At 63.1% G+C, this 24591-nt stretch carries 22 protein-coding genes; 7 read left to right on the plus strand and 15 right to left on the minus strand.

The genetic code is table 11. The features are described 5' to 3' along the window. Positions 1–4: 4 nt before the first annotated feature. Together ACKAMS_RS00490 and ACKAMS_RS00495 are read right to left on the minus strand one after the other, a co-directional pair. On the minus strand, positions 5–628 hold the full coding sequence (locus ACKAMS_RS00490; protein ID WP_232253455.1) for a hypothetical protein: 624 nt from the start codon (positions 626–628) through the stop codon (positions 5–7). Then, entirely contained in the window at positions 625–1680 is a 1056-nt protein-coding gene (locus ACKAMS_RS00495; RefSeq protein WP_228232709.1) for a LacI family DNA-binding transcriptional regulator, read from the minus strand. The genes ACKAMS_RS00490 and ACKAMS_RS00495 overlap by 4 nt, the downstream gene beginning before the upstream one ends. Positions 1681–1750: 70 nt before the next feature. On the opposite strand from ACKAMS_RS00495, the gene ACKAMS_RS00500 reads away from it, so the two are divergent. Then, positions 1751–2980, plus strand: coding sequence for an MFS transporter (locus tag ACKAMS_RS00500; RefSeq protein ID WP_408988479.1), 1230 nt, complete (start codon positions 1751–1753; stop codon positions 2978–2980). On the opposite strand, the gene ACKAMS_RS00505 is transcribed toward ACKAMS_RS00500, so the two are convergent. Genes ACKAMS_RS00505 through ACKAMS_RS00520 form a run of 4 tightly spaced genes read right to left on the minus strand, consistent with a single transcriptional unit; the run spans position 2941 to position 8685 of the window. Further along, complete coding sequence (locus ACKAMS_RS00505; protein WP_408988480.1) at positions 2941–3609, minus strand: class I SAM-dependent methyltransferase; 669 nt, start codon at positions 3607–3609, stop codon at positions 2941–2943. The genes ACKAMS_RS00500 and ACKAMS_RS00505 overlap by 40 nt on opposite strands. A 36-nt stretch (positions 3610–3645) precedes the next feature. Beyond that, complete coding sequence (locus ACKAMS_RS00510) at positions 3646–6189, minus strand: polynucleotide kinase-phosphatase (RefSeq protein WP_308370546.1); 2544 nt, start codon at positions 6187–6189, stop codon at positions 3646–3648. Beyond that, positions 6186–7610, minus strand: coding sequence for a 3' terminal RNA ribose 2'-O-methyltransferase Hen1 (locus ACKAMS_RS00515; RefSeq protein WP_408988481.1), 1425 nt, complete (start codon positions 7608–7610; stop codon positions 6186–6188). The genes ACKAMS_RS00510 and ACKAMS_RS00515 overlap by 4 nt, the downstream gene beginning before the upstream one ends. A 37-nt stretch (positions 7611–7647) precedes the next feature. After that, the gene (locus ACKAMS_RS00520) at positions 7648–8685 is read right to left on the minus strand and encodes an Rv2578c family radical SAM protein (RefSeq protein ID WP_408988482.1); all 1038 of its coding nucleotides are present in this window, start codon (positions 8683–8685) and stop codon (positions 7648–7650) included. Between the two features lie 98 nt (positions 8686–8783). Here ACKAMS_RS00520 and ACKAMS_RS00525 point away from each other — a divergent pair, with 98 nt between their 5' ends. From ACKAMS_RS00525 to ACKAMS_RS00540, 4 genes are read left to right on the plus strand one after another with little or no spacing between them, the layout of a single operon-like run. Beyond that, positions 8784–9149 (plus strand): RidA family protein, encoded by a 366-nt coding sequence (locus tag ACKAMS_RS00525; RefSeq protein WP_019748335.1) that lies wholly within the window; start codon positions 8784–8786, stop codon positions 9147–9149. Positions 9150–9202: 53 nt separating this feature from the next. Continuing rightward, positions 9203–10087 carry a DUF5995 family protein gene (locus tag ACKAMS_RS00530; protein ID WP_408988541.1) on the plus strand — a complete coding sequence of 295 codons (885 nt, stop codon included), beginning with the start codon at positions 9203–9205 and terminating at the stop codon, positions 10085–10087. Positions 10088–10136: 49 nt separating this feature from the next. Continuing rightward, positions 10137–11570: a putative nucleotidyltransferase substrate binding domain-containing protein gene (locus tag ACKAMS_RS00535; protein WP_223257836.1), complete on the plus strand. Its 1434-nt coding sequence runs from the start codon at positions 10137–10139 to the stop codon at positions 11568–11570. After that, the gene (locus tag ACKAMS_RS00540) at positions 11567–12349 is read left to right on the plus strand and encodes a Fic family protein (protein ID WP_042951829.1); all 783 of its coding nucleotides are present in this window, start codon (positions 11567–11569) and stop codon (positions 12347–12349) included. Before ACKAMS_RS00535 ends, ACKAMS_RS00540 begins: the two co-directional genes overlap by 4 nt. Here ACKAMS_RS00540 and ACKAMS_RS00545 read toward each other — a convergent pair. The 5 genes from ACKAMS_RS00545 to ACKAMS_RS00565 form a co-directional block, all read right to left on the minus strand. Beyond that, on the minus strand, positions 12327–12692 hold the full coding sequence (locus ACKAMS_RS00545; protein WP_019748331.1) for an AraC family ligand binding domain-containing protein: 366 nt from the start codon (positions 12690–12692) through the stop codon (positions 12327–12329). The genes ACKAMS_RS00540 and ACKAMS_RS00545 overlap by 23 nt on opposite strands. 160 nt (positions 12693–12852) lie before the next feature. Then, positions 12853–14835, minus strand: coding sequence for a 5-oxoprolinase/urea amidolyase family protein (locus ACKAMS_RS00550; protein ID WP_019748330.1), 1983 nt, complete (start codon positions 14833–14835; stop codon positions 12853–12855). Beyond that, positions 14832–15485, minus strand: a complete 654-nt coding sequence (locus tag ACKAMS_RS00555; protein ID WP_020907663.1) for an urea amidolyase associated protein UAAP2 — start codon at positions 15483–15485, stop codon at positions 14832–14834. The genes ACKAMS_RS00550 and ACKAMS_RS00555 overlap by 4 nt, the downstream gene beginning before the upstream one ends. Further along, positions 15482–16315, minus strand: a complete 834-nt coding sequence (locus ACKAMS_RS00560; RefSeq protein ID WP_029255305.1) for an urea amidolyase associated protein UAAP1 — start codon at positions 16313–16315, stop codon at positions 15482–15484. Before ACKAMS_RS00560 ends, ACKAMS_RS00555 begins: the two co-directional genes overlap by 4 nt. Positions 16316–16317: 2 nt before the next feature. Beyond that, a complete protein-coding gene (locus ACKAMS_RS00565; RefSeq protein WP_029255304.1) occupies positions 16318–17877 on the minus strand; it encodes an amino acid permease in 1560 nt (519 codons plus the stop codon). 197 nt (positions 17878–18074) lie between these two features. Between ACKAMS_RS00565 and ACKAMS_RS00570 the strand changes: the two genes are divergently transcribed. Beyond that, entirely contained in the window at positions 18075–18806 is a 732-nt protein-coding gene (locus tag ACKAMS_RS00570; protein WP_408988483.1) for a TetR/AcrR family transcriptional regulator, read from the plus strand. A 12-nt stretch (positions 18807–18818) separates the two neighbouring features. Here the strand turns inward: ACKAMS_RS00570 and ACKAMS_RS00575 are convergent, their stop codons facing one another. Further along, positions 18819–19373 carry a transglycosylase family protein gene (locus ACKAMS_RS00575; protein ID WP_019748325.1) on the minus strand — a complete coding sequence of 185 codons (555 nt, stop codon included), beginning with the start codon at positions 19371–19373 and terminating at the stop codon, positions 18819–18821. 439 nt (positions 19374–19812) lie between these two features. Between ACKAMS_RS00575 and ACKAMS_RS00580 the strand changes: the two genes are divergently transcribed. Next, entirely contained in the window at positions 19813–20460 is a 648-nt protein-coding gene (locus ACKAMS_RS00580) for a hypothetical protein (protein ID WP_408988484.1), read from the plus strand. Positions 20461–20477: 17 nt separating this feature from the next. On the opposite strand, the gene ACKAMS_RS00585 is transcribed toward ACKAMS_RS00580, so the two are convergent. The 3 genes from ACKAMS_RS00585 to ACKAMS_RS00595 are packed head-to-tail and all read right to left on the minus strand — an operon-like array spanning position 20478 to position 24559. After that, on the minus strand, positions 20478–22160 hold the full coding sequence (locus ACKAMS_RS00585) for an ATP-binding cassette domain-containing protein (RefSeq protein ID WP_408988485.1): 1683 nt from the start codon (positions 22158–22160) through the stop codon (positions 20478–20480). Positions 22161–22175: 15 nt separating this feature from the next. Further along, the gene (gene kstD / locus ACKAMS_RS00590) at positions 22176–23939 is read right to left on the minus strand and encodes a 3-oxosteroid 1-dehydrogenase (protein WP_408988486.1); all 1764 of its coding nucleotides are present in this window, start codon (positions 23937–23939) and stop codon (positions 22176–22178) included. Continuing rightward, complete coding sequence (locus tag ACKAMS_RS00595; protein WP_229757163.1) at positions 23939–24559, minus strand: TetR/AcrR family transcriptional regulator; 621 nt, start codon at positions 24557–24559, stop codon at positions 23939–23941. The genes kstD and ACKAMS_RS00595 overlap by 1 nt, the downstream gene beginning before the upstream one ends. Positions 24560–24591 lie beyond the last annotated feature (32 nt).

The following is a 24591-nucleotide window of genomic DNA, read 5'->3' on the forward strand; positions in this document are numbered from 1 at the left end:
ACGATCAAGCAGCCGTCTCGAGGTCGACCAGGAGGAAGTCCTCGCGCCGCGGCCCGTATTCACGATCGGTCAGCTGATACGAGCGCAACGCGCGAGGCGCGCGGGCCAACTCGTAGAACCGCTCGGACCCGGACACGAACTGCCTCGATGCCCAACCCCAGTTCGGGCCGTGCGGAAACTTCGGGTCGGGCAGCATGTCGGACTCCATCGACATCACCCGTAGACGGCGAACCACTCCGGTAGTTGAGGCATTCTCGTCGAAATCGGTCCACGCCTGACGGGCATTTGTGTCGTCACGAGGAGTTCCGGCGCGTAGTTGCAAAGCGCCCGCGGCTTCGATCCGAGACGGCAACGGTGGTTCGGCGTCGAACATGAATTGCAGTGCACCGACGCGACCGACCGCCGGCTGGACCGGCTCCCGGATGTCTGACCCGTCGCGAGGCAGTCTCCACATCAATGGTTTCGAACTCGTTCGCACTTCCGCCGTCAAGAGCCACGCCGGCTCGACTACCGCCCACCTGCTCGGGCTGTCGACATTCCAGGAGAGTCCCCACCGGACGGTCTCCCCCAATTCAGGAGGAACGAACCACCGAAGACGCAGAGCGTCGACCACTACCGGCGTAATCATCGTGTCGAAGTTCGCCGACGCACCGACCACTCGACCGGCTCCACCGCATCGTCCAGCCCGAGAACCACGCGAGCTGCATTGCGTCCTTGATCGAACAGGGACTGGCGAACTGTGGTCAAGCCGGCGTCCGATGCGGCTGTTGTGTCGTCCCATCCGACGACTGCGACATCGTCGGGCAGCGCGAGGCCGAGTTCACGGATCGCGTCCAGAACCCCCAGCGCCAGTTCGTCACTCATCGCCAAGATGACATCGGGCCTTCGGCTCTCGGGAACGTCGAGCAGGGACCGAGCCATCCGCGCACCCTCGCTCCGCTCGTTGACGGTGACGACCCCCACCCGCACCGAGGGCCAATCGAGGCCCGCGTCGCGTACGGCGCGCTCGTAGCCCTCGAGCCGATGGCGGGACACCGGAAAGAACGCTTCACCTGGATCCACGTCCATCCGAATCTCGGACCGACGCTCACGATCCCACGGAAGGCTGATCACCGCGGGCCGCTGCGCCCCCGACAACCCGACTGCCGCGATCGCAACGGCGCCGGCAACATCGTCCATCCCGACGAGATCCACACCCTCGTGCAACGGCCCACCCTGGATGCACGCGGGTTTTCCGGTGCCGACAATCGCGTCGAGGATGGGATCGTCGAAGACGGTGGTCCAGACGACAAAGCCGTCTACTGCCGCGTCGCGAACTCTGTCGACGTCTCCAGGTTTCCCCGAGTTCGGCAGCATCATCAGCCCGGCGTTCGCATCCAGGCACGCTTCGGCGACTCCCGAGAGGAATCGCCGAGCTACTGCGTCTTCGAAGGCATACGTCAACTTCTCGCTGAAGACGACCGCGATGTTATTGAATTTCCCGCTCCGCAAGGACTGCGCCGCCCGGTTAGGGCCCGCGTACTCGAGCTCTTCGGCGGCGGCGAACACCTTGGCTCGCGTTGATTCAGACACGCGCTCGGGCTGTGCGAAGGAGTACGACACCGACATCACCGACACGCCTGCGGCCTTGGCGACGTCGGCCATCGTCGGACGACTCGAACGCTGCGCACGTATGGCCATGAGCATCAGCATAGCGAGTGCAAAATATCCATTGCGCAGGTGTGTATCGATACATGTATCGTTACACAACATGACTGCTCGACTGCCGAAGGCAACCACGTTACGGCTGATGACACTGGCCGGAGCAGCCTTCGCCTACGTGACGGCCGAAATGCTCCCCGTCGGACTGCTCAGCGAAATCTCGACGGACCTCGACGTCACCGAAGGGCGTGTCGGCCTACTGCTGACCTTCTACGCATACGGTGTCGCGGCCTTGACGCTTCCGCTGATCGGAGCGGTCAAAACCTGGCAGCGCCGACGTGTTGTCGTTCTGACGGTGGCCACCCTCGCGGTGTCGCAACTGGTCGCAGCATTGGCCGTCAACTATCCGATGCTGGTGATCGGACGATTGCTCTGCGCTGCGACGCACGGAGTGTTCTGGGCTGTCGTTGCCCCGGTCGCAGCCACCCTGGTTCCGCGCGGACAACAGGGCAAGGCAATCGCGATGGTGTATGCCGGTACGTCTCTCGCATTTGTTCTCGGAGGTCCACTGTCTTCGGCGATCGGCCAGTCCTGGGGTTGGCGGACTGCGTCGGCGGCAATCGGCGCGGTGGCAGTGGTCATCGCTTTCTCACTGCATCGTGCGTTGCCCGAAATGTCGGTCGATCAACACCATCGGAGCAAGCGAGACAAGCCGAAGCCGACACCGGAGATGAAACGGGCACTCGCCGTCATCTGCGCGGCAACGCTGTTTGCCGCCCTGGGGCAGTTCGCTTCGTACACGTTCTTCACACTTCTGGTGGAGGAAAGCCTCGGCTCGTCCGGTGGCATCCGTACCGCGATGCTTCTGGTCTACGGCGCCGCCGGCGCAGTCGGAGTGTGGGTCGCCGGCAAGTACTACGACCGCCGACCGCGTCTCTTCACGCTCATCTCGATCGCGACGGTGGCAGGCGCGCTGGCCATCTTCTGGCTCTTGGCGCCGTCGATGGGAGCGTTCGCCGTTGTCGCCACGATCTTGTGGGGTGCGGCGTTCACCACCGTTCCGATCTGCCTCCAGTCCTCGGTTCTGCGCGCCGTTCCGATCGGGACCGACCGTGCCTCGGCCATCTACGTCGTCGTGTTCCAGATCGCGATTGCTACGGGTGCCTTGCTCGGCTCTGCCGTCGTCGACGGTGGCGGGCTCTCACATCTGGCGGGCATCGGGGTCGCTCTGATGATCGGTTCGTTGGTGATAGTCGGGTTCGGCCGACGCGCATTTCCCCGCGAACTGCAGCGGTCTACTCACTCCCCCACCGACGCGGCAGCGACGGGCGCGTCGTAGATCAGGGTGTATCGCCAGAACAGTCGTCTCCTGATCCGGCTACCTGGCAAACACAACGCGGCCGCGCGTCGGACGTCAGCCATCGACTCACCCGGTTCCGCGGTGGGAACTGTCATCGCCTTCAGTGGCTCGGAGGCAACCCGTCGATGCTTGACGACGCCGACGACGGGATTACACACGGTCGCCAACACCGACAGGAGTGCGTCGGTGGCTGTGGTCGATCGATAACACCCGACCACGACGAGCCGGCCGCCCGGTTCGAGCAGGCGGCTCAGCCGCTTCATCGACTCTTCGAGTGGAAGATGATGCAACGCCGCGACGACTGTGATCGCGTCGTACTTCGCCTCGTATGCAAAGTCCTCGATCCGCCGCGCTTCGATGATCACGTTCTCGTCGTCGACAAACCTTGCGCGCACGGCGGCCGACGTCGTCAGGTCAGGTTCCACACCGACCACCACGTCGAACCGCCGCCGCAAGAGGTCGATCAGATTGCCGGTCCCGCTCCCCACGTCGAGAGCGCGACCGGACCTGACACCGCGCAGATTACGTAGAACCCACCGGCCGTAGTGATCGTTGTGACTCCACGGATGGCGTCGGTTGAAACCGTCCAAGCGCGCAATCACACCCATACCCGACGGTATCAATCCGAGCCCGGGCACCGGCCGTCACAACCGCGGGTCGACCGGCTCCGATTCGAGAGCCAACACTGCGAACACGGCCTGGTGCGCTCGCCACAAAGGTTCACGGTCGACGAGCCTGGATACCGCCTCCATGCCGAGCGCGTACTCGCGCAGCGCCATCGACTGCTTGTGTCCGAGGTTGCGGTTACGCAATCTCGCAAGAGTCGACGGTTCGAGGTAGTCGGCACCGTAGATCAATCGCAGGTACTCCCGGCCGCGGACCTTGATCCCCGGCTGAACCTTCGCGTTGTACCCCCGCGGTCCGTGAATCTGATTCGCCAGCGGTTTGACGACCATCCCCTCACCACCGTCACCGGTGAGCGACTCCCACCACTTCGTCACTTCGGACACCGAGTCCTCGGAACCGAGATCGACGACCAGGCGACGTGTAGTGGTAAATCGATTCGGGTCGGCCGCGGCCAGGCGGTCCGAAATACCGAGGTGCCATTCGTGATCCCGTTCCCCGTACGACTGGCCCTCGGTCGCCAGAATCTGGAACGGCGCGATGGTGACGCCGTCCAGTCCGTTCGTCGGCCACACGTACCGTCGGTACGCCTCGCCGAAGCGCTCGATACTGGCGGCCCGAACAGTTGTCTGTTCGAACATCTCCGCCACGTCCAGGCCCCGCGACCCGGCCTGCGCCAACACGGCCTCGCGAGCTGTGAGGTCTGATCGCCCGGCCGCCGCGACCGACGCGTACTGCGAGCGCAGCAGACCTTCCGCTTTGACGTTCCACGGCAACAGTTCGCAGTCGAGGAGCAGCCAGTCGGTGCCCAGCTCTTCCCACAACCCAGCGGAGGTCACTGCGGCGGCGATGTCGTCGATCAACTGCTGAGTCAGGTCGTCGTCGAAGAACTGGCGGCCGGTGCGGGTGTGCACCATCCCGCTGAGCGCATCCGGTGCGTCGAAGCGGGACTGAGCAACCGATCGATCACGGCACACGAGCACCACTGCCCGCGAACCCATGTGCTTCTCTTCGCAGATCACTGTTCCGATTCCGCCGGCCCGGTATGCGTCGAACGCGGTCGACGGGTGTTCCAGATAGTCATCGAATTGGGCGCTCGCGCAGGGCGCCATGGTCGGCGGTAGGTACCGCAGCCATTGCGGCGCGACCGCGAATCGGCTCATCACTTCCAAGGCGCCGGCAGCGTTGTCGGTGCGAACGGACACTCGCCCGCGCAGTTCGGTGTCGACGCCGGTCGTTTCGAGGACGTCGGCGAGATCGAGCACGTCCGGATCGCGAGTCGGCGGTGCCAGCGGTACCACCGGCTCGTACCAAACCTGCTCCGCCGGAACCGACACGATCTCTCGTTCCGGGTATCGAAGGGCGGTGAGGGATCCACCGAACACACAGCCGGTGTCGAGGCACGCGGTGTTGTTGATCCATTCCACCTCGTGCACCGGAGTGTGACCGTAGAGGACCATCGCTGATCCTCGGTAGTCCTGCGCCCACGGGTATCGAACGGGCAAGCCGAATTCGTCCGTCTCACCGGTGGTTTCACCGTAGAGCGCAAAGCTTCGCACTCGGCCGGACGCCCTGTTGTGGTAGTCCTCCTTGAGACCGGCGTGCGCGACAACGAGTTTGCCGTCGTCCAGGACGAGGTGCGCGACGAGACCGTCACAGAAGTCGACGACGCTTTCGCGGAACTCCGCCGACTCGGTGGCCATCTGCTCGAGGGTCTCGGCGAGTCCGTGACTCGGCGTGACCTTCTTACCGCGCAGCGCCTTGACGAGTTTGTTCTCGTGGTTACCCGGAACCGCTATCGCATGTCCCGCCGCGACCATCCCCATGACCAGACGCAGCACACCGACCGAATCCGGACCTCGATCCACGTAGTCACCGAGGAAGACGGCAGTTCGCCCGTCCGGCGGCACCGCATCGACAGCTCTGCCATCCGTCCCGAAGTCGACGGTGTAGCCGAGTTTCACGAGGAGCGTCTCGAGCTCACTTCGACATCCGTGGATGTCACCGATGACGTCGAACGGACCACGCTCGACACGCAGATCGCTGCGGAGCGGGTGGCGCAAGAATGTGGCTTCGGAAACCGCGTCCTCACCTCTGAGGATGTGAACCGAACGGAAACCTTCCTTACCCAACCCGCGGAGCGAGCGAGTCAACTGTTGGTGCTGGCGACGAATCACGTCGCGTCCGAACGTCCGGTCAGAGCGAGCGTCGTTTCGTGCAGAGCAGACCGATTCCGGAACATCGAGCACGACTGCCACCGGCAGTATGTCGTGCTCGCGAGCCAACGCAACGAGTCGCTTGCGCGCAGCGGGCTGGACGTTGGTCGCGTCGACCACCGTGAGGCGTCCGCGTCGCAAACGCTTGGCCGCGACGAACTCCAGCACTTCGAAAGCATCGGACGTCGACTCCTGTGAGTTCGGATCGTCACTGACCCACCCTCTGAATGTGTCACTCGAGAGGGTTTCGTACTCACCGAAGTGGCGCGCCGCAAAGGTCGACTTTCCCGAGCCACTGACGCCGATGAGTACTACCAGGGCGAGATCTGGAATCTCGTACACCGTCATGACGTTCGTGCCTCCTTCGTGAAGATTGCCATCTGTGTCGGCCCGCCGAGGACCGGATCAATTGCTCCGATAAATTCGAACTCCACGCAATAGCCGTGGACTCGGGCCGTTTCGGTTGCCCAGTCGTCGAATTGGGTCCGTGAGAACTCGAACCTGTGATCGGGGTGCCTGAACTCTCCCGCGGCCAATGCCGGATACAGCACGTTGTAGTCGGCATTCGGAGTAGTCAGCAGCACATACTGCGGTTCTGCGTCCACGAAGACCGATCTGACCAGCGCCGGCAGGCGCGCCGTGTCGACGTGCTCGACCACCTCCATCAGCACGGCTGCGTCGAAGCCTTTCAAGCGTGCGTCGCGGTACGTCGCGGACGACTGCATCAAAGACACACGTTCACGCTGGACGTCGGACATTTCGGTGAACTTCAATCTGCGTTGCGCCCGTGTCAGTTCGCGCGCGCTCACATCGACGCCGACAAGTTTGTCGAATCGAGCGTGCGGCATCAGCGCCTCGAGCAATTTACCTTCGCCACCACCGATGTCGACAATTGTTCTCACGTGCAGTCGCTGAAGCGTCGCCAAAACTGCGTCGACGCGAAGGCGTGCCAGCGGCGGATCCGGTCTCGGTGCTTCGATCTGCGCCTCAGCTTGTTCGGGAATCAGTCGATCGACCACCGATTCGACCAGGTCGCGTCGACGAGCCAGGTAGCGGGACATGATCAGCGCGGAATTCGGATGCGACGCCAACCACTCTCCAGCGACGCGGATCAATTTGTCTGCCTCGTCAGGTCCCACCCAGTAGTGCTTCACATCGTCGAGGACGGGCAACAGCACGTAGAGGTGCCGTAGGGCACTCTGCACCGTGTGTTCCCCGGTAAGTATCAGCGACACGAAGTCGGAGTTTCCCCACGTCGGTAGGTGCGGATCAAGCTGCACCGGTATCGCGGTCACGTCCCAGCCCAGCGGCTCGAACAGCCGACGAGGCAATTCCGCATCGCCGCCACACGGAACCACCGGAATCGAGACGGTCAACGCGAGTTCGGCTCCGACGAGTTCCGGGTGCGACTTGCACGTTCCCGTCAACGCGGTCCGAAACAGCTTCGACAGAGCAACCGAGAGTATGGACGACGCCGCATACGGCCGATCGTTGACGTACTCCCCCAGCGAAAAGTTGTCGCCACTCTTGCCGCGGCGATACCTACTCTGCACAAGTTCGATGGGGTCGACGTCCACAATCACTGCCACCGTGGTCTTTTCGGCCGAGGCCTCCGGGTACAGAACCGTGGCGGTGCCGATCGCCAAGTCGAAGGTTTGCACGCGGTCGGGATGTTTGTGCAGCAGGTAGCTCAACGCGGTCGCATCAGGAGTCTGCGGGGTCGGGGTGGACGTCAGTGTGAGTAGCACCAGGCGAATGTAGCCCGGCAAACGTCCGGGGCGCCTCCGATTTACGCGCCCGCGGCCGTCAGAACAAAGTGAGAGCTGCTCCCGCACCCACCAGTTCCCGAGGCGCCTCACGCGGTTCACTGCCAGCCGCACTGACGTCTCGATGCTCCGAACGACCACCCAACCCATGACGCTCGACCAATGGCTCGACACGGCTTGCGAGCCAACGCTTGTATTCGGGAGTGACATACGCACCCCGCCCGTACAGCTCGCGGTAGCGACGGATGAGTGCCGGATGTTCCTGAGCAAGCCAATTCATGAACCAACCCCGAGTACTCCCCCGCAGGTGCATCGGGAAGACCGTCACACTCGTCGCACCGGCTTCGGACAGTGCCTCGAACAGACCGTCGAGGTGACTGGTGGAATCGGTGAGGAACGGAATGACCGGCGCCACCATGACATTGCACGAGAATCCCGCGTCGGTGACGGCCCGGATCATCTCGAGACGCGCCCGCGGTGACGGGGTACCAGGCTCGATCTGCTTCTGAAGTGCAGCGTCGTTGATCGCCAATGACACTCCGATTCCGACGTCGACCTGCGCCGCCGCCATCTTCAACAGCGGCAGGTCCCGTCGGAGCAGAGTTCCCTTCGTCAAGATCGAGAAGGGAGTTCCCGATTCGGTCAACGCGCGAATAATGCCGGGCATCAAGCGGTATCGGCCCTCCGCTCGCTGATAAGGATCAGTGTTGGTACCCAGTGCCACTGCCTCCCGTTTCCAGGACTTTCGCGCCAATTCCTTGCGGAGCACCGCGGCAATGTTCGTCTTCACGACCACTTGGGAATCGAAATCCGCGCCGGCGTCGAGGTCGAGGTACTCGTGACTCGGTCTCGCGAAGCAATATCGGCATGCGTGCGAGCAACCACGAAAAGCGTTGACGGTGAAGCTGAACGGCAACGTCGACTCTTCGGGCATCTTGTTGAGCGCGCTCTTGCAGAGCACCTCGTGAAACGTGATTCCCTCGAACTCGGGAGTCTGCACGGAGCGAACCAACCCGGCCCGTTCGAGTCCGGGTAGCGCTCCGTCATCTGCATCCAATGCCTGACCCGACCACCTCATGGCCCCAAGTCGAACACTTGTTCTAAGGTATGTCAAGATGGAGCGAATACCCGACCGTGCCTCACCACGGCCGGGAAGTTGTTGGCAGAATTCGGGGCATGTCGAACAGAATCAATATTTCGTCCGGTTCCGAATGGGAACCCAAGATCGGTTACTCCCGTGCCGTGCGCATCGGTAACCAGATCGCAGTCTCTGGCACCACCGCTCCTGGTGAGACCCTCACAGATCAGACCCGCGCAGCGCTCGAAACTATCAAGGCAGCACTTGCCGAGGCCGGCGCCTCGCTCGACGACGTCATCCGCACTCGCATGTACCTGCGCGACATGACGCAGTGGGAGCAGGCCGCTCTCGCGCACGGTGAAGTGTTCGGCGAGATTCGTCCCGCCACGACCATCCTCGAGGTCAGCTCGCTGATCGACCCCGCTCTGCTCATCGAGATCGAGGCCGACGCGGTTCTCAGCTGATCGCCAATCCGGACATTTGTGAAATGGGCGCCTAGTCTGAGCCGATGAAACCGATGCGGCTGTATCCGTTGACGCTCGCGCTCGGCATCACCGCCGCTTTCCTCTCGCCCGGTTCTGCACTCGCAGATCCGGGCGAGAGTCTTTCGACGGCTTGCGGCAGCCAGTTGAGCAATGCCGAGGTGGGCCGGATTGCCGAACTCAGCGACGTCACGACGCTGAACGGTGCCGGACTGCCTCGGCTCGAGACCGCTGTCGAACGTCATCGTGAGATCACGTCGATCCTCGTCTCACACCACGATTGGCGAGGCTTGTTCTCCATCGGCCTCGACGCTGTCGAACACGAGGCGGTGATGCCGCTGCAGCGAGACCCTGCGGCCTTCGCCGATGACGAGTGGGCCCATTCCGTCAGCTTCGAATTGCTGCGCAGGTACCTGGTGAACGTCCATGCGGAGTTCACCGGTACTCCCACCGATCCGGCGTGGACCAACTACTTCGCCCTGACACGTCAGTGCGACGCCAGTCCAGCACGGGTTGCCATGGCCGGCTACAACGCGCATCTCACCGTCGACCTCGCTCACGCCGTCGCCACGTCCGGAACCACTGCGGAGGATGTCACGGATTTCTACAAGATCGTCGATTCCATTGCCGTCAAGGGTGGTTCGATCGTGACCCTCACCAAGGCCGAGTACGACGCCGATCTGGGGCCGCTCTGGCGGTTCTACTTCGTCGGCGAAGGACTCGACCGATTGGCCGGAAACTCGCAGCCCTCGGAACTGCTGCTCCGCGCCGCCGACAGCGGATACAACACCGTCACACTGGCCAACGGATTCGCCCTCCAGAATCCGCAGACACGTCCCGGCGCAGAACAGGAGATCGACGCACTCTGGCGTACTACGGATTCCGCTCTCGACGTACTCTCGCGACTCGGCGGTCTCTGACATCTCACCCTCCGCTGCCTGAAACGGACACACCTGCGAGAATGACCCCATGACGGGGCACTCGGCGGGGCAAGGCATCCAGAGTCCCGCCATGCGCCGGGTGCGAGACCTGTTGCGCGGGCCCGCAATTGTCTGCGACGGCCAGGCAACCATCCGCGAGGCCGCGAAGTTGATGACCGATGCGGGCCGCCGTGCTGTTGTGATCCCGACGGAGACAAGCGGTTTCGGAATCTTCACCGAAGGTGACCTACGCGCTCGCGTGGTAGTCGGTGGTATCGACAGCAATCAGCCGGTATCAACAGTGATGACGCCGTCAGCAGTGACAGTCGATCCGGATCGATTGGGCGCCGACGCCGTGACCGACATGCTCGAGTACGGATTGCGCCATCTCCCGGTCGTGACCGAGGCAGGCGCACTGATGGGTGTGCTCGAACTCAGCGACCTCCTGACTTCGGCCACCAATCAGGGTTTCGAACTGCGCGCAGCGCTCGCCACAGCACAGGACGACGCCCACCTCGTCGAAACAGCCCGCGCGGTCCCTGTTCTGGTGACGGAATTGGTGGCCTCACGGGTCTCACCGCTCGACATCGGCGCGACGCTGGCCGTGCTGATCGACGTGACGGTCAGGCGAGCCATCGAATTGGTGGTGGGCGGAGACGAGCGACCGGATTTCGCGTGGCTGTCGCTCGGCAGCGTCGCCAGGCGTGAAGCGCTCCCCTCTTCGGATATCGACAGTGCGCTGGTGTGGGGCGGCGAATCTCATCACGAGGGAGCCGACGCCGCGAAGACCATCCACGACATCCTCGATCTCTGCGGGTTCCCTCGCGACACCAAGAACGCCGTCGCGACCCAGGCCAGGTTTGCTCGGACGCTCCCACAATGGCGCACTGCGCTGCGGAAATGGGTATCCAATCCGTACCAGGACCAAGCCCTGGTCATGTTGTCGATGCTGGCGGATGCCCGCGTCGTCGCAGGCGATCCGGCGTTGGATCCTCGCCCTGCGGCGTTGGATCAACTGCGACTGCACCCGGCCGTCATGCGACTGCTCCTTCGCGAAGCGGTCGGAGACAAGGCAAAGCTCCATTCGTTCAAGGACGTGATGACGCGTCGGACCGGAACCGTCGACCTCAAAGCCAGCGCCGTCCAACCGATCGTGAACATCGCTCGATGGGCGGGGATTTCCGTGGGCGCCCGCACGAGTTCGACACTCGAACGCCTCAAGGCTGCAGCGGGAAGCGGTTTCCTACTCGACGACGACGCCCAGGTACTGATCGAATCTTTCGAGGTGTTGCAGCAGATTCGTGTCCGCCACCAGACCGATCAGTTCGCGGCAGGTCGGCCACCGACCGACGAAGTCGTGATCTCCGAACTCACTCCGCTCTCGCGGAGCTTGCTGAGCAATGCAGTGCGCGAGGTCGCAGGTGTGCAACGACGACTCGAATATGCCGCGTCCGCGTCGGCGCTACCCGACATCGACCCGTGAATCGCACTGCGCTCGAACAGGTTCTGGCGGCGGAGCGCCTCGAAGGCTGGGATCCGAGTAACGAGCAGATCGCGGAACTCGAGGCCGTCATGATCGGGATGCTTTCTCGGCGTGAGTATTTCGAGCAGGAGTTGGCGCGAGCCGTCGGCCTGTCGTCAGCAATTCCCCCGCGGATCCGCTGGCGAAGATCAGCGCCGTACGTCTATCGCGGTACATCGGTGCTCGAGAACAATTTCGACGTGCGAGATCCCGCCGCACTGCAATCACTCGAGTTCGCGGCGACCGCGCTTCGTCTGGGTGAGGCGCATCTCGGCGGCGACCTCGTACCGCACACGCGAGACACAGCCGAACTTCTCCTACTTCACCAGCACGTTTTCCAAGATCTGTACCAGTGGGCCGGCCACATCAGAACCGTCGACATCAGAAAAGGTGCGGCAACGTTTGCTCCGGTCTCGGCGATTCGGAACTACCTGTCCGAGGTGGAAGAGATCATCGCCGCCGTCGATTGGGTAGCGCTCGATCACGGCGCTGCGTCGTTCGCGCTCGCATCGGTGTACTCGACGCTCAATCATGCCCACCCGTTTCGGGAAGGAAACGGGCGAACCGGAACACTCTTCCTGCACCGACTCGCCGCCGACACCCGGTATCAGCTCGACTTGTCGCGGGTGAGCAGAACCGAGTGGGTATCCGCGTCGAGGGATTCTGCGCCTTTCCGGCCCACCGGGACCCCGTCGCCTCGCCCGTTCATCGATCTGTTCAATCGCGCGCTGACTCGCTGACGAGCCCGGTGAACGGAGCGCCGCTTTGCACTATCACCACAAGCATCCCGTCATCCGAACCGGACTCGTGGATCTCGCCAGGGCTCCACAACACTGCCTCGCCTGACGCCATCGAGACCCGTCGACCGTCGTCTTCGGCTACCCAGCCCGAGCCGTCCACGACGACGTACAGCTGCCAGAGGTTCGCAGAGTGCTTCCCCAACAGGCTGTTCGGCCGACACCACGCGAAGTGACTCCTGAATTCTCCACCGTCCACCGAACGGGCGAGCTGCATCATGGTGATGTTCCGGCTGCCGTACTCGTCGGCGTCCAGGCTTCCTTGGGGCAGTGTCACGAATCGCATGGCTGAGTGTCGCTCACCTCGTCGACCTCCACAATGACCAACCCATGAATGACCAATGATGACAACCACCGCGGACTGAACACCGTTACTGCTGAGTGAGCACCGCTTCCGACACGCTGGAAGCGGTGCTCACTCGAAGAAAAGGGTGCTCACTCGACCATCAACCGGGCAGCGCGAACTCTCCTGCGTCGGACCAGCGCTGACGCTCGGCTCCGAATGCGACGGACTGCATCGCGCGGAACTCCTCGATCGAGCGCGAGTTCGACGCGAGGAACTCCTGATGCTCAGCCAGCGAGAAGCTGCCGTCCTCGATCTCGACTCCCCCGCCGCGGCCGGCCGCAGTGTCCGCGCGCAGATCCATCAGCTCTTCCGGCTCGACGGGGTACCAGGAGATCCGGTCGAAAAATCGCAGCAACCAGGGAGTGCCCTCCTCGAACGGGCCCGACTTCGCGGGGTGACGGTGATTCCACACCTGCGTCGTACGCCCGACGAACTGGTACCCGCCCGGGCCTTCCATGCCGTAGATGCAGAGGTAAGCCCCACCGATCCCGACGGCGTTTTCGGGGGTCCAGGTGCGGGCGGGGTTGTACTTGGTCGTGACAAGGCGATGACGTGGGTCGAGCGGCGTCGCGACCGGAGCTCCGAGGTAGACGTCGCCGAGCCCGAGCACCATGTATTCTGCGCCGAAAACGGTGTCGAACACGTCGTTCACGGATTCGAGACCGTTCATCCGGCGGATGAACTCGATGTTCCACGGGCACCACGGCGCGTCTGCGCGCACTCCGTGCATGTACCGCTGGATCGCTTCGCGCGTAGCCGGGTCGTCCCACGACAGTGGCATCCGCACAGTGCGACTGGGCACAACAAGTTCGTTGGCAGCAGGCAAGGTGTCCTCCGCCTCGGCGAGCATTCCCATCAGTTTGCCGACGGGCAGCACGTCCGGGTCGACGCGGACCTGCAGGCTACGGATTCCCGGGGTGAGATCGAGTAGTCCGGCCGGCTTCTCGGCTTCGAGTCGCTGATGCAGTGCATGTGCACGCGCACGTAGCGCCAGGTCGAGATTCATGTCGCCGTATTCGACCAACACGTTGTCATCGCCTGAGCGCCGGTACGTGACCGCGGTGTCGCCGTCACGGCGGGCTATGACGCCGTCGTCTCCGTCACCACCGGAGGAATGCACAACCGAATTGGACGCTCGACGCGATACTCCGAGGTCACGGCGGGAGGCTGCCCGTTCGGCGCGGACCGGCACGAAGCGAATCTTGTTCCCGGGAGCCAACTGTCCGAGCTTCCAGCGATCAGCAGACACCACCGTGATCGGGCAGACGAAGCCGCCGAGGCTCGGTCCGTCGGGTCCGAGGAGGATGGGCGTGTCGCCGGTGAAGTCGAGCGCACCGATCGAATACGCGTTGTCGTGGATGTTCGAAGGGTGAAGTCCCGCTTCGCCGCCGGTGGTTCTGGCCCAGTCAGGTTTCGGACCGATCAACCGGACTCCGGTGCGGTCGGAGTTGAAGTGGACCTCGTACTCGGTCGCGTACAGCGTGTCGATGTCGGAGCGGGTGAAGAACTCCGGCGCCCCGTGCGGGCCCTCGGTCACCGCAAGTTCCCAGCACGTGTGTATCGCCGGAACATGCTCGGCGGGAACACCTCCCGCTGCGCCGGTCGCCTGTCCGAGTTTGAGAACGTCCCCCGCCCGCAAAGTCCTACCTTCGTGTCCACCGAACCTGCCCAGGGTGAAGGTCGACGCACTGCCGAGATAGTCGTCGGTCTCGATTCCGCCCTGTACGAGTACGTAGATGCGCAGTCCTGGGCCGCTGAGCGTCCCGACGTCGAGCACCGCTCCAGCGGGGACGAAAACAGGACGCCACTGACCGTGGGCGATGCCGTCGACGGTCACAGACACCGGAGCGCCCGTGACGCACACCGTGGTGTCCTCGTCGAACGTCATCGCAGGTCCGGCCATCGCGCATTCGATGCCGGGTGCGCCTTCGGGATTTCCGAGTGCGGTGTTTCCCAACCGAAACGACAGGTCGTCCATCGGGCCCGACGGTGGGACACCGATCTGCCAGTACCCGACGCGCCCTGGATAGTCCTGAACCGTCGTCAACATTCCGGGACGCACGATGGTCAGTTTTGCGTTCATTCGTCTGCCTCCGGCCGTGTGACGATCATGCGGACGGCCGTCGGATCGAAGCCGTTGCACGGGTTGTTGATCTGCGGGCAGTTGGACACGAGGACGAGCGCGTCGCGTTCGGCACGCAACGCGAGCCGCTTGCCTGGCGCAGACATTCCGTCGACGATTCCGAGTGTGCCGTCGGGGTCGACCGGGACGTTCATGAAGAAATTGATGTTGGACACCAGGTCCCGCTTCCCGAGCCCCCATTTTGCGCCCTCGACGAGGAAGTTCTCGACGCACGCGTGCTGGTGCTTGGTGTGGTGGCCGTATCGCAGGGTGTTCGATTCCTGTGAGCACGCGCCGCCGACGGTGTCGTGGTTTCCGACCTCGTCCGCGACCAGGGTCATGAGCGGAGTTCCGTCGTCACTGCGGAGCACGGATCCTGTGGTCAGAAACAGATTCTGCTGCGCTGTGACCGTCGCTGCTGCCGAGTACCGAACGCTGTGATCGTCACTGGCATAGACGAGTGTGTCGACGGCTTGATTTCCGTGCAGATCGACGATTGTCAGGACGTCGCCGGCGCGGACAACTGCGGACCACGGCCCGAACGCTTCAGCAATCTCGTCGAGGATCACCGTTCCGGGAACGAGGGCGGGGACATCCAGGGTGGTGGTCATGCGATCTCCTCCAGGTTCGAAGCCGTCCAGGCGTCTCCGGTATTGAGCACTGCGCGTTGGTATTCCGGCCCGAGATCGTCAAGGCTGCCGAGTTCGTCGGCCGCGTTCCACGCGAGCACTTCGAGGGACGTGGTGGGAAACTCCAGCGCCGGATCGAGTGGGTGCGCGGTGTTGGCGATCATCACGATGACCGGCAGGTGGATCAGAAGGTCGACCGTCGCGCCGGCGCCGGCGGAACCCGTACTGGTGAGAGCGCCGTCCGCCTCGACGCGGACACCATGGAAGAAGGACAACGGCGGCGCAATGTCCTGCGGCCCGAGTCCGTTCTTCGCGGCAGCGACGGTGAACAGTTCACGACCGGCGGGTGAGGCACTGTGCAGCGAACCCTGCCCGTACTTCGCCTCGTTGGTAGCGCGTGACGTCGTTCCGCAGAACGCGTCGTGGTGACCCGACGTGTCGGCGACCACCGTCGCGAGTACTCGCCCCTGATCGGAGAGCAACGGGTGCCCGACACCGAGATAGGCCTGCCATGGCACCTTGACGGTATCGGCGACGTTGAGACGCTCCCAGGGGGCGTCGGCGCGGTAGAGCAAGATGTTTGCACAGGCGCTGCCGACGATGTCGCGAAGTCGCAATCGGGTTCCACGGGCGAGAACCTTGGTCGTGTATCGCCCACCCGGCACTGTTTCAGCCCAGGTCAGACGTTCGGGAGCGACGTCGTCGGGCGGGTTCGGCCAGCGGGTGGCCGGCAACACCGGCATGGAGTCTGTGATTGTTCCGGCCTGGGACCGGGCATGCTCGCGCGCTCCGGCGGTGGTCTGAGTACTCATGGTCAGGCTCCGATCGTGACGGGATTCGGGGTGGCGCGGCCACGTGGGAAGCAAGCGACTCCCAGCCCCACGACCAGCGCTATCGTGATGGGCGCGGCCCACTGCAGAATGGGGTACTCCCCCGTGGGGTTGAAGATCTCGGCTCGTGGCCAGGACAGGTTGATCACCATCAGCGCGCCGTACACAACCGCGGCGATGTTGACCGGAACTCCCCAGATGCCCAGGGAGAAAAGCTTTTTGCCTTCGGCGTCGAACTTGGGGCCGACTGCCGTGCGAGGCCATCCCTTGAGACGCTGAACCAGCAGCGGCACCGTCACCATGAGGTAGGCCAAGTAGATCAAGATGATGCATACGCTGGACAGGGTTGCGAAAATTGCCGAGTTGCCTACGTTGACGGCCAGGACGGCAATGCAGACCAGACCGATGAGGACGGACGGCGCGATAGGTGTTCCGGTGCGGGGGTTGACCTTTGCCAGTACCTGCGAGGCAGGAAGCCGCCCGTCGCGGGCCATGGAGAACATCAGCCGTGAAGCAGCAGTCTGAATGGCCAAGGTGCACACGAACACTGCGATCGAGACGTCGATCAACAAGACCGTGCCCCACGGCGAACTCAGAATGGAGGTCAGTACGTACGGCAAACCTTCCGTGGCCAGGCGTCCGTCGGTGAGTGAGGGCGCTGCCATCAACGCGCCGAGGATCATCAAGCCGCCGCCGAGTGCGGAAGCGGAGAGTGCAAGGCGGATCGTACGAGGTGCGACGCGTCGGGGGTTGCGGGTCTCCTCGGCCAGTTCGCCTGCCGAACCGAAGCCGACCATGACGTAGGCAGCCATCAGTCCGGACATGATCCACGCCCAGGCGTATCCGGGCTGACCGCCGGCACTGCCGGTGTCGAAGACGACGTCCGGTCCGCGCTGAGCGTGGGTGAAGAACATCCCGATCACCGCGATGACACCGACGATTTCGCAGGTCACGCCGATGTTGTTGATACGCGACATCCAGTTGACGCCGATGCAGTTGATGAAGGTGGTCAGAACCAGAAGTACCGATCCGAGCAGCACGGCATTGGCAGCACCGCTCGAGGAGGTGAGTGCACTGTCCTCACCGATGATCTGGAACCCGCTCCACACATTCGGGAGCACGACCTGCAAGGCGATCGCGGCGGCCGACGCGGTGACGATCTGAGCGAGAATCATGAACCAACCCGCGAACCAGCCGACGATTTCACCACCCATCCGCCGCGACCACTGGTAGATGGCGCCCGAAATCGGATATCTGGCAGCAAGTTCCGCGAAGTTGAGAGCAACCATGAACTGACCGATGAAGACGACGGGCCAGGTCCAGAAGAACGCCGGACCCGCGAAACCGAAACCGAGGCCGAACAATTGGAAGATCGTGGTCAGGATGGAAACGAAGGAGAAGCCCGCGGCGAACGACGCGAACTTTCCCAGCGATCGATGCAGCTGCTGCTCGTAGCCGAACTCCGCGAGGTCACCGTCGTCGTGAGGCGAAGAGGCGAGTGCGGATGCGGTGGTGGGCTGCGCAGCCGGGGTGGTTGCACTCAACGGCGTACTCCTTCGGCGAAGCGATTCAGAGGCGAATAACTGTCGATTGATAGTTTTCGCGAAATCCACTCGCCGCAGGTGACGCCCGCGTATACGATTCGCCTGATTCTGTAACAGGCTCGTTGAGTACGTTTCGAGCACGTGACCGAATGCTCACAGCGACGGCCACCCCGCATGTAAGGCCAGAGCCTGCCACTATGGAAGGCGTGACCAACGCCGGCCCCGGACGACCCCGCCTGACCGCTCGCCGACGCCCGGGTGGGACTGCCCGGGCGGAGATCTTGGATGCAGCCGCTGAACTGTTCACCACCCGAGGCTTCGCCGCGACGTCGACACGCCACATCGCCGAAGCAGTCGGAATGCGTCAGGCGTCGCTGTACAACCATTTCGCCACCAAGGACGACATCCTGGTTGCACTGCTCGCCGACACCGTGACTCCGGCGCTCGACTTCGCGGAGACTCTCAGGCCACGCGGCACCTCACCCGAGGTGAAGCTGTACGCGCTTTCGTACATCGACGCGGCCCAACTGATCACCGGACGGTGGAACCTCGGCGTCCTCTATCTCTTGCCGGAACTGAGAAGCGACAGGTTCATGTCGTTCCGAGCCGATCGCGATCGGCTTCGCGAGCAATACCGGGCCCTCGCCCAGGCAGTGCTCGACGCGATTGACGATCCAGCATCAACTCACCTGGCCGAGCTTCCGTTTCGCCTGGTAGAAAGCGTGATCAGCGCGCGAGCCGACGCACTCGAAGGCACCCCGATCCCCAACGCCGCCGTCATCGCCGGGTCGGCACTGCACATTCTGGGGTGGCGCCAGGATCTTGATCCCATCCACACGGAAGCAGCAGAGCTCATTGCGAACGCAGAAACGTCGAAATTGTCCGGGGCTGCATCAGCTCCGGACAATTTCGACGCAATGAGGACCTAAACGGCCACGAGACTAGACCGAGAGGGACTGTCCCGGGAAGATCAGGTTGATGTTCGGGACCTGGCTGGCGAGGTTCTCGAGCGAGATGCCGTGTGCAGCAGCGATCTTCGACAGGGTGTCGCCTGCCTTGACCACGTAGTTGCCGCTTCCGGTGCTTGCTGCCGGAGCCGACTCGACGGAAGCCTCAGCGGTGACGGGGGCTGCTGCGGCCTCGTAGTTGCCTGCGGTGGTGCCGGTGGTCAGGTACTGACCGCAGACGGGCCATGCGCCGACGCCCTGGCCTGCGAGAACGTTCTCGGCGACACGGATCTGCTCAGACTGGCTGGCGTTGGCAGCGTTGCCCGATCCACCGAACGCGTTCCAGGTGCTCTGCGTGAACTGCAGTCCGCCGTAGAAGCCGTTTCCGGTGTTGGCGGCCCAGTTACCGGAGGACTCGCAGTTTGCGACTCCGGACCAGTCGTGGCCGGCTGCCGAAGCGGTGCCGGTGCTCATGGCGAGCGGGATTGCGACGACTGCGCCTGCGGTTGCAACTGCGCCGAGGGCGCGCTTGAAGGTGATGCTGGTCATTGGGTAAATCCTCTCCGCTACCGCGGACGAGGTCGGCCCGGACGCTTTCACGTCTCGTCGATCGACTCGCCTGTTTCACTCCTGCCCCGCGAAGGTTTCGGGAGTACCGGACCCGCGGGGCAGAAGCACGCAGTTGCGGGTCGGTGTTTGCCCGGTAGTTTCGGGCTGTCAACGACCGTAGGCGATGGTCACGGATTGGTCACGGGGCAGTTTTCCGGCACTGCCGTACCAGATTCAGTCGAGATTCAAGAAATAACCACAGGTCAACTAGTTGATTCGAGCTTCAACCATACCGATCGTTATCCGTCCGTTATGTGGCAACCGTCACTGCGATTTTGTGACCCACCGCACCGAAACGGGCGTGTCGGAACGCAAAACAGCCCCATTCAAATGTTAAGAGAGTCCTGGCAACGAGCAAAAACCAACCGCCCCAATCATTATGGAGAATGAACTGGTGATCGTCGCAGTAGAAGGACCCAGCGCCGCCGGCAAGACCACCTGGTGCCGAACCCAACTCGGTGGACAAACCGCAGCGGAAGGATTCGTCGCCGAGTATCAGCCCACGGGGCGCGAGCCGGACGGCACGGATCTCGACGTCCAGGCAAGTTACTGGGCAACGGTCAATTCGAAGCGATGGTCGCAAGCGGAAGAACTCGAATCGAGAACCGGGATCGCGCTCTGCGACAGCGACCCGCTGAAACTGCACTACAGCTGGTGTCTCGCCGCGGTGGGCGCCGCACCTCGGGAGCGATTCGAGTACGAGCTCGAGGCAGTCGAGACGGCTTTTACGCGCCTCGAACTGGGTCTCGCGGATCTGACCGTCATCTCGATACCGTCACCGAAGCAACTTCGACTGCAGCGCGAAGGAGACCCCAGCCGCCGACGACGGCATTTCGAGCTTCACGCGGCGCTCGCCGAGCCGCTCACCCACTGGTACTCGGCGGTGGACAGGGTGGATCCAGGTCGCGTTCTGTGGGGCTTCCCGACACTGCTCGATCTTTCGCACTGTCCCCCACCTCGATCGGATCGCAGCGATCCGGGCCTCCTGCGCGCGATGCTCAACGAGTTGCCGCCACTCCCCAGATAGCAAGCGGCTACTCGATCTCAGCGCGCTCGTTCGACCCTGGCCTCGTCCCACACCGGAGACTCGCTCTCGTACACGTTCCCGTCCGATCCGAAGACGAGGAACCTGTCGAACCCGCGCGCGAACCAACGATCGTGGGTTACCGAGATGACGGTGCCGGCAAACTGTGTGATGCCCTGTTCGAGCGCGTCAGCCGAATGAAGGTCGAGGTTGTCGGTCGGCTCGTCGAGCAGCAACATCGTGGCGCCGGAAAGCTCGAGGAGCAGAATCTGCAGGCGCGCCTGCTGTCCGCCGGACAGGTCGTCGTACTTCTGTTCGGCTGCTTGGGACAATCCGTAACGGTCGAGCGCGCGGCTCGCCGCTTCACGCCCCATTCCGTTTCGGTGTTCGTCGCCCATGTGCAGGATCTCGAGCAGCGTGTTCCCGGTCAGATCAGGCCTGGAATGGGTCTGCGCAAACAATCCGGGACGTACCCGGGCACCCAGCGTCGCAGTACCCCCGTGCTCGACCGGCGCGATGTCGAGCGCCTCGACGGGCAGATGCTCGGTCCCCGGATCGGTCCCACCACCCGCCAAGAGACGAAGGAAATGTGACTTCCCGGATCCATTGGAGCCCAGCACGGCAACCCGATCTCCGTACCAGATCTCGGTGTCGAAAGGCTTCATCAATCCGGTCAGCTCGAGATCCTGACATACCAACGCGCGCTTGGCGGTTCGCCCGCCCGCCAGCCGAACTGTCACCTTCTGCTGAAGTGGAATCGCTTCGGGTGGCCCTGCCTCCTCGAACTTCGCCAACCTGGTTTGCGAGGCGTGATACCGCGCAGCGACGCCGTCGTTGAACTTGGCCTTTTCACGCAATCGCAGAACCAGAGCACGCAGTTTCGCGTGCTCCTCGTCCCAGCGTCGACGCAGTTCTTCGAATCGAGCGTTGCGATCCTCGCGGGCCTGGTGGTAGCTGGCCAGCCCAGCGCCGTGGGTCCACGACGTTGCGCCGCTGATTCCGGGCTCGAGCGTCACGATGTGGGTGGCCGCGTTGGCGATCAGTTCGCGGTCGTGGCTGACGAACAAAACCACTTTCGACGATTCCGAGATCGTCTTTTCCAGCCATCGCTTGCCCGGAACATCGAGGTAGTTGTCCGGCTCGTCCAGCAGGAGTGCGTCGTCGGGCCCAGCGAACAGTGCTTCGAGAACCAACCGTTTCTGCTCGCCACCGCTGAGCGAGTTGGCCGCGCGCCACTTCGCACGGTCATAAGGAACACCGAGAGCCGCGGTAGTGACCTTGTCCCAGAAGTCTTCGGTCTCGTAGCCGCCCGCATCGGCCCAATCGGCCAGCGCGTGCGAATACTTCATTTGAGTTGATTCCTCGTCGCGCTCGATCATCGCGTTTTCTGCCGTATCGAGCGCCAGTGCTGCATCCCGGATCCGCGCCGGAGAGACGGACAACAGAAGATCGCGCACGGTGGACTCGTCGCGAACCTGGCCGACGAATTGCCGCATCACGCCCAGTGTTCCGGATCGAGTGACAGCTCCCTCGTCAGCGACGGCGTCTCCGGCGACAATGCGAAGCAATGTCGTCTTACCAGTCCCGTTGGGCCCGATCAGTGCAGTTTTTGCACCGTTTCCGACCCGAAAGCTGACACCGCTGAGCAGTTGTCGACCATCAGGAAGGAAGTAGTCGACGTCGGCGATGTTGAGGTGGGTCACGCTCTCAAGGGAACCCTACCCACGGCGATCTGCCAAACCATTATTCCTGCCTTCGCTGTCGAGTTCACGACCGTCATGGGATCGTCCGACCGCATCGAGCGCGGCCAGATATCCGAAAACCATTGCGGGACCGATAGTTGCACCTGGACCGGCATAGGTATGACCCATGACCGGCGAGCTGGTATTACCTGCTGCGTAGAGCCCGTCGATGACCGAACCGTCGGCGCGCAACGCTCGCGCGCGAGCGTCCGTGTTGATGCCGCCCTTGGTCCCCAGGTCTCCGGGCACCATCTTCGCGGCATAGAACGGACCCTTCGTGAGTTCTCCGAGGCTGGGGTTGGGCTTGTTGGTGCAGTCGCCGTAGTAGTGGTCGTATCTGCTTGTCCCACGGCCGAAGTCGCGATCGACTCCGTCGCGCGCGTGACTGTTGAATCGTGTGATGGTCGCGGACAGCGCATCGCCCGGCACTCCGATCTCGGCAGCGAGTTCGGCAATCGATCCAGCTCGCACGATCGCACCCGATTCGATCCACGACCGAGGTATCGGCCTGCGCGCCGGCACTCCCGCGAACAGGTAACGGTCACGGTACGTCTGATCGAAGATCAGCCAAGCCGGGATGTTTTCAGCGGGTCCTTCACCTCGGCCGTACTTTCCGCCGAACATGGCGTGCGCGGCTTCGACGTAGGGAAGCGACTCGTTCATGAAGCGCTGACCGCTGGCGTTGACCATCAGGCTTCGAGGCAACGAGCGTTCCGCCAAGGCGAACCACGGGCCTTTGGGCAGCGGAATCGACGGGGCCCACCACGCGTCGTCCATGTACGAAATTGCCGCGTCGACGCGCAGAGCGGCACGGATACCATCCCCGGTATTGGTCGGTGCCCCGAGAGTCCACTGCGCACTACTCGGCCGGCGCTGGTACTCGCCTCGCATGTCGTCGTTGTTGTCGAACCCGCCGCATGCGAGGATGACACCGCATCGAGCGTGCATGGTTCTCCGCACTCCCCCGGACTCGAGTCGCGCACCCACGACACGATCATTGTCGGTAACCAAATCCACAAGCCTCGTTCCGAGCTCGACCGTCACTCCGGCGTCCCGAACTCCGAGCATCAGTTCCGCCATGAGCGCCGGCCCGAGCCCGATCAGCTTCTTCTTCCGAGCTTTTGCGACCAGGGATCTCATTCCCACCCGAAGCATTCGCACCGGCCCCCGCCAATGCCGAACCCCCGTGCTCAGCCAACGGTAATCAGATTGTTGGACAACCATGTTGAGCGGCACCTTCATGTACGGCGGATGAAGGGTCGCGAGATCGTCGCCCAGAGCTCGCGCGTCGAACGGGCGCGGCTCGCACGAGCGGCCGCTTGCAAGTCCGCCGGGTGCCTCGGGAAAGTAGTCGGAGTAACCCTTCACCCATTCGAGCTCGAGCGCAGAGTGCCGAATCAGGAAATCGAGGGCTTCCGGGCCTCGATCGATATACGTGTCGATACGGTCGGTGTCTGCATCCTCACCGACAATGCTCTTCAGATATGTTCGCGCAGAGTCGATATCATCCGCCGGCGCCTCGCGGCGAAGTACCGAGTTTCCCGGAATCCACACTCCGCCCCCGGACCGGGACGACGAACCGCCCCAGTACTCCGACTTCTCCACGAGAATTGTCGAGAGCCCGTTGCGGGCTGCAGTGATGGCTGCGGACATGCCGGCAGCCCCCGATCCCACAACGATCACATCCACCACTGGCACATCCACTACCGAGAGCTCGGAGTTTCGAGAGTTTTCGTTCATCACTGGTCACGACCTTTCGTGTCATCGTCATCCTGCGTGCGCCACCGGGATCCCTGAACCGCGTCGAGTGCCCCCTCGACGCACACGGGAAGTGATGCCCCACGCTTCTGGGGGTTACGTATCCATTGCCGATAGCCGAACTCCGCCGCCGCCAACATCAAGTGAACGAGTAGTCCTGGTCGGCTGTCATTTTCAGGATCGAGTTCCATTCGTTGTGCCACCAACTCCACCAACCGATCACGATGCTCGGGCGCGATCAGCGCGACTCGATCCATCAGGTGCGGCGCGGTGCGGAACGCTGCTCGCCACTGATCGATCTCCGCGGACTCGAAAGCATTGGAACGCTCGAGGATTGCCCGCGAGATCGCAAGATCAGCCGACTCAGATGCCGGGCGATCCTCGAGCAGTGTCACGATTCCGGCACCGCCTTGCCTGACCGGGTCCAACAGCAGATCCTCCTTGTTACGAACGTGCCGGAAGTACGTACTCGCCGACACCCCCGCTGCTGCCGCAATCTGCTCGGTGGTCACATCCTCGAAACCGTCACGCGCGAACAGATCGAATGCCGCACGTTGAATGTCTGCTCGCACCTGCAACCGTTGTCTCTCCCGTAGTGACATCAGCAACGTCCTCCCGCCTCGGCCGAGATCCG

Origin of the sequence: Rhodococcus sp. 5A-K4 (assembly GCF_046097995.1) — a bacterium.
Taxonomy (GTDB): domain Bacteria; phylum Actinomycetota; class Actinomycetes; order Mycobacteriales; family Mycobacteriaceae; genus Rhodococcus_F; species Rhodococcus_F erythropolis.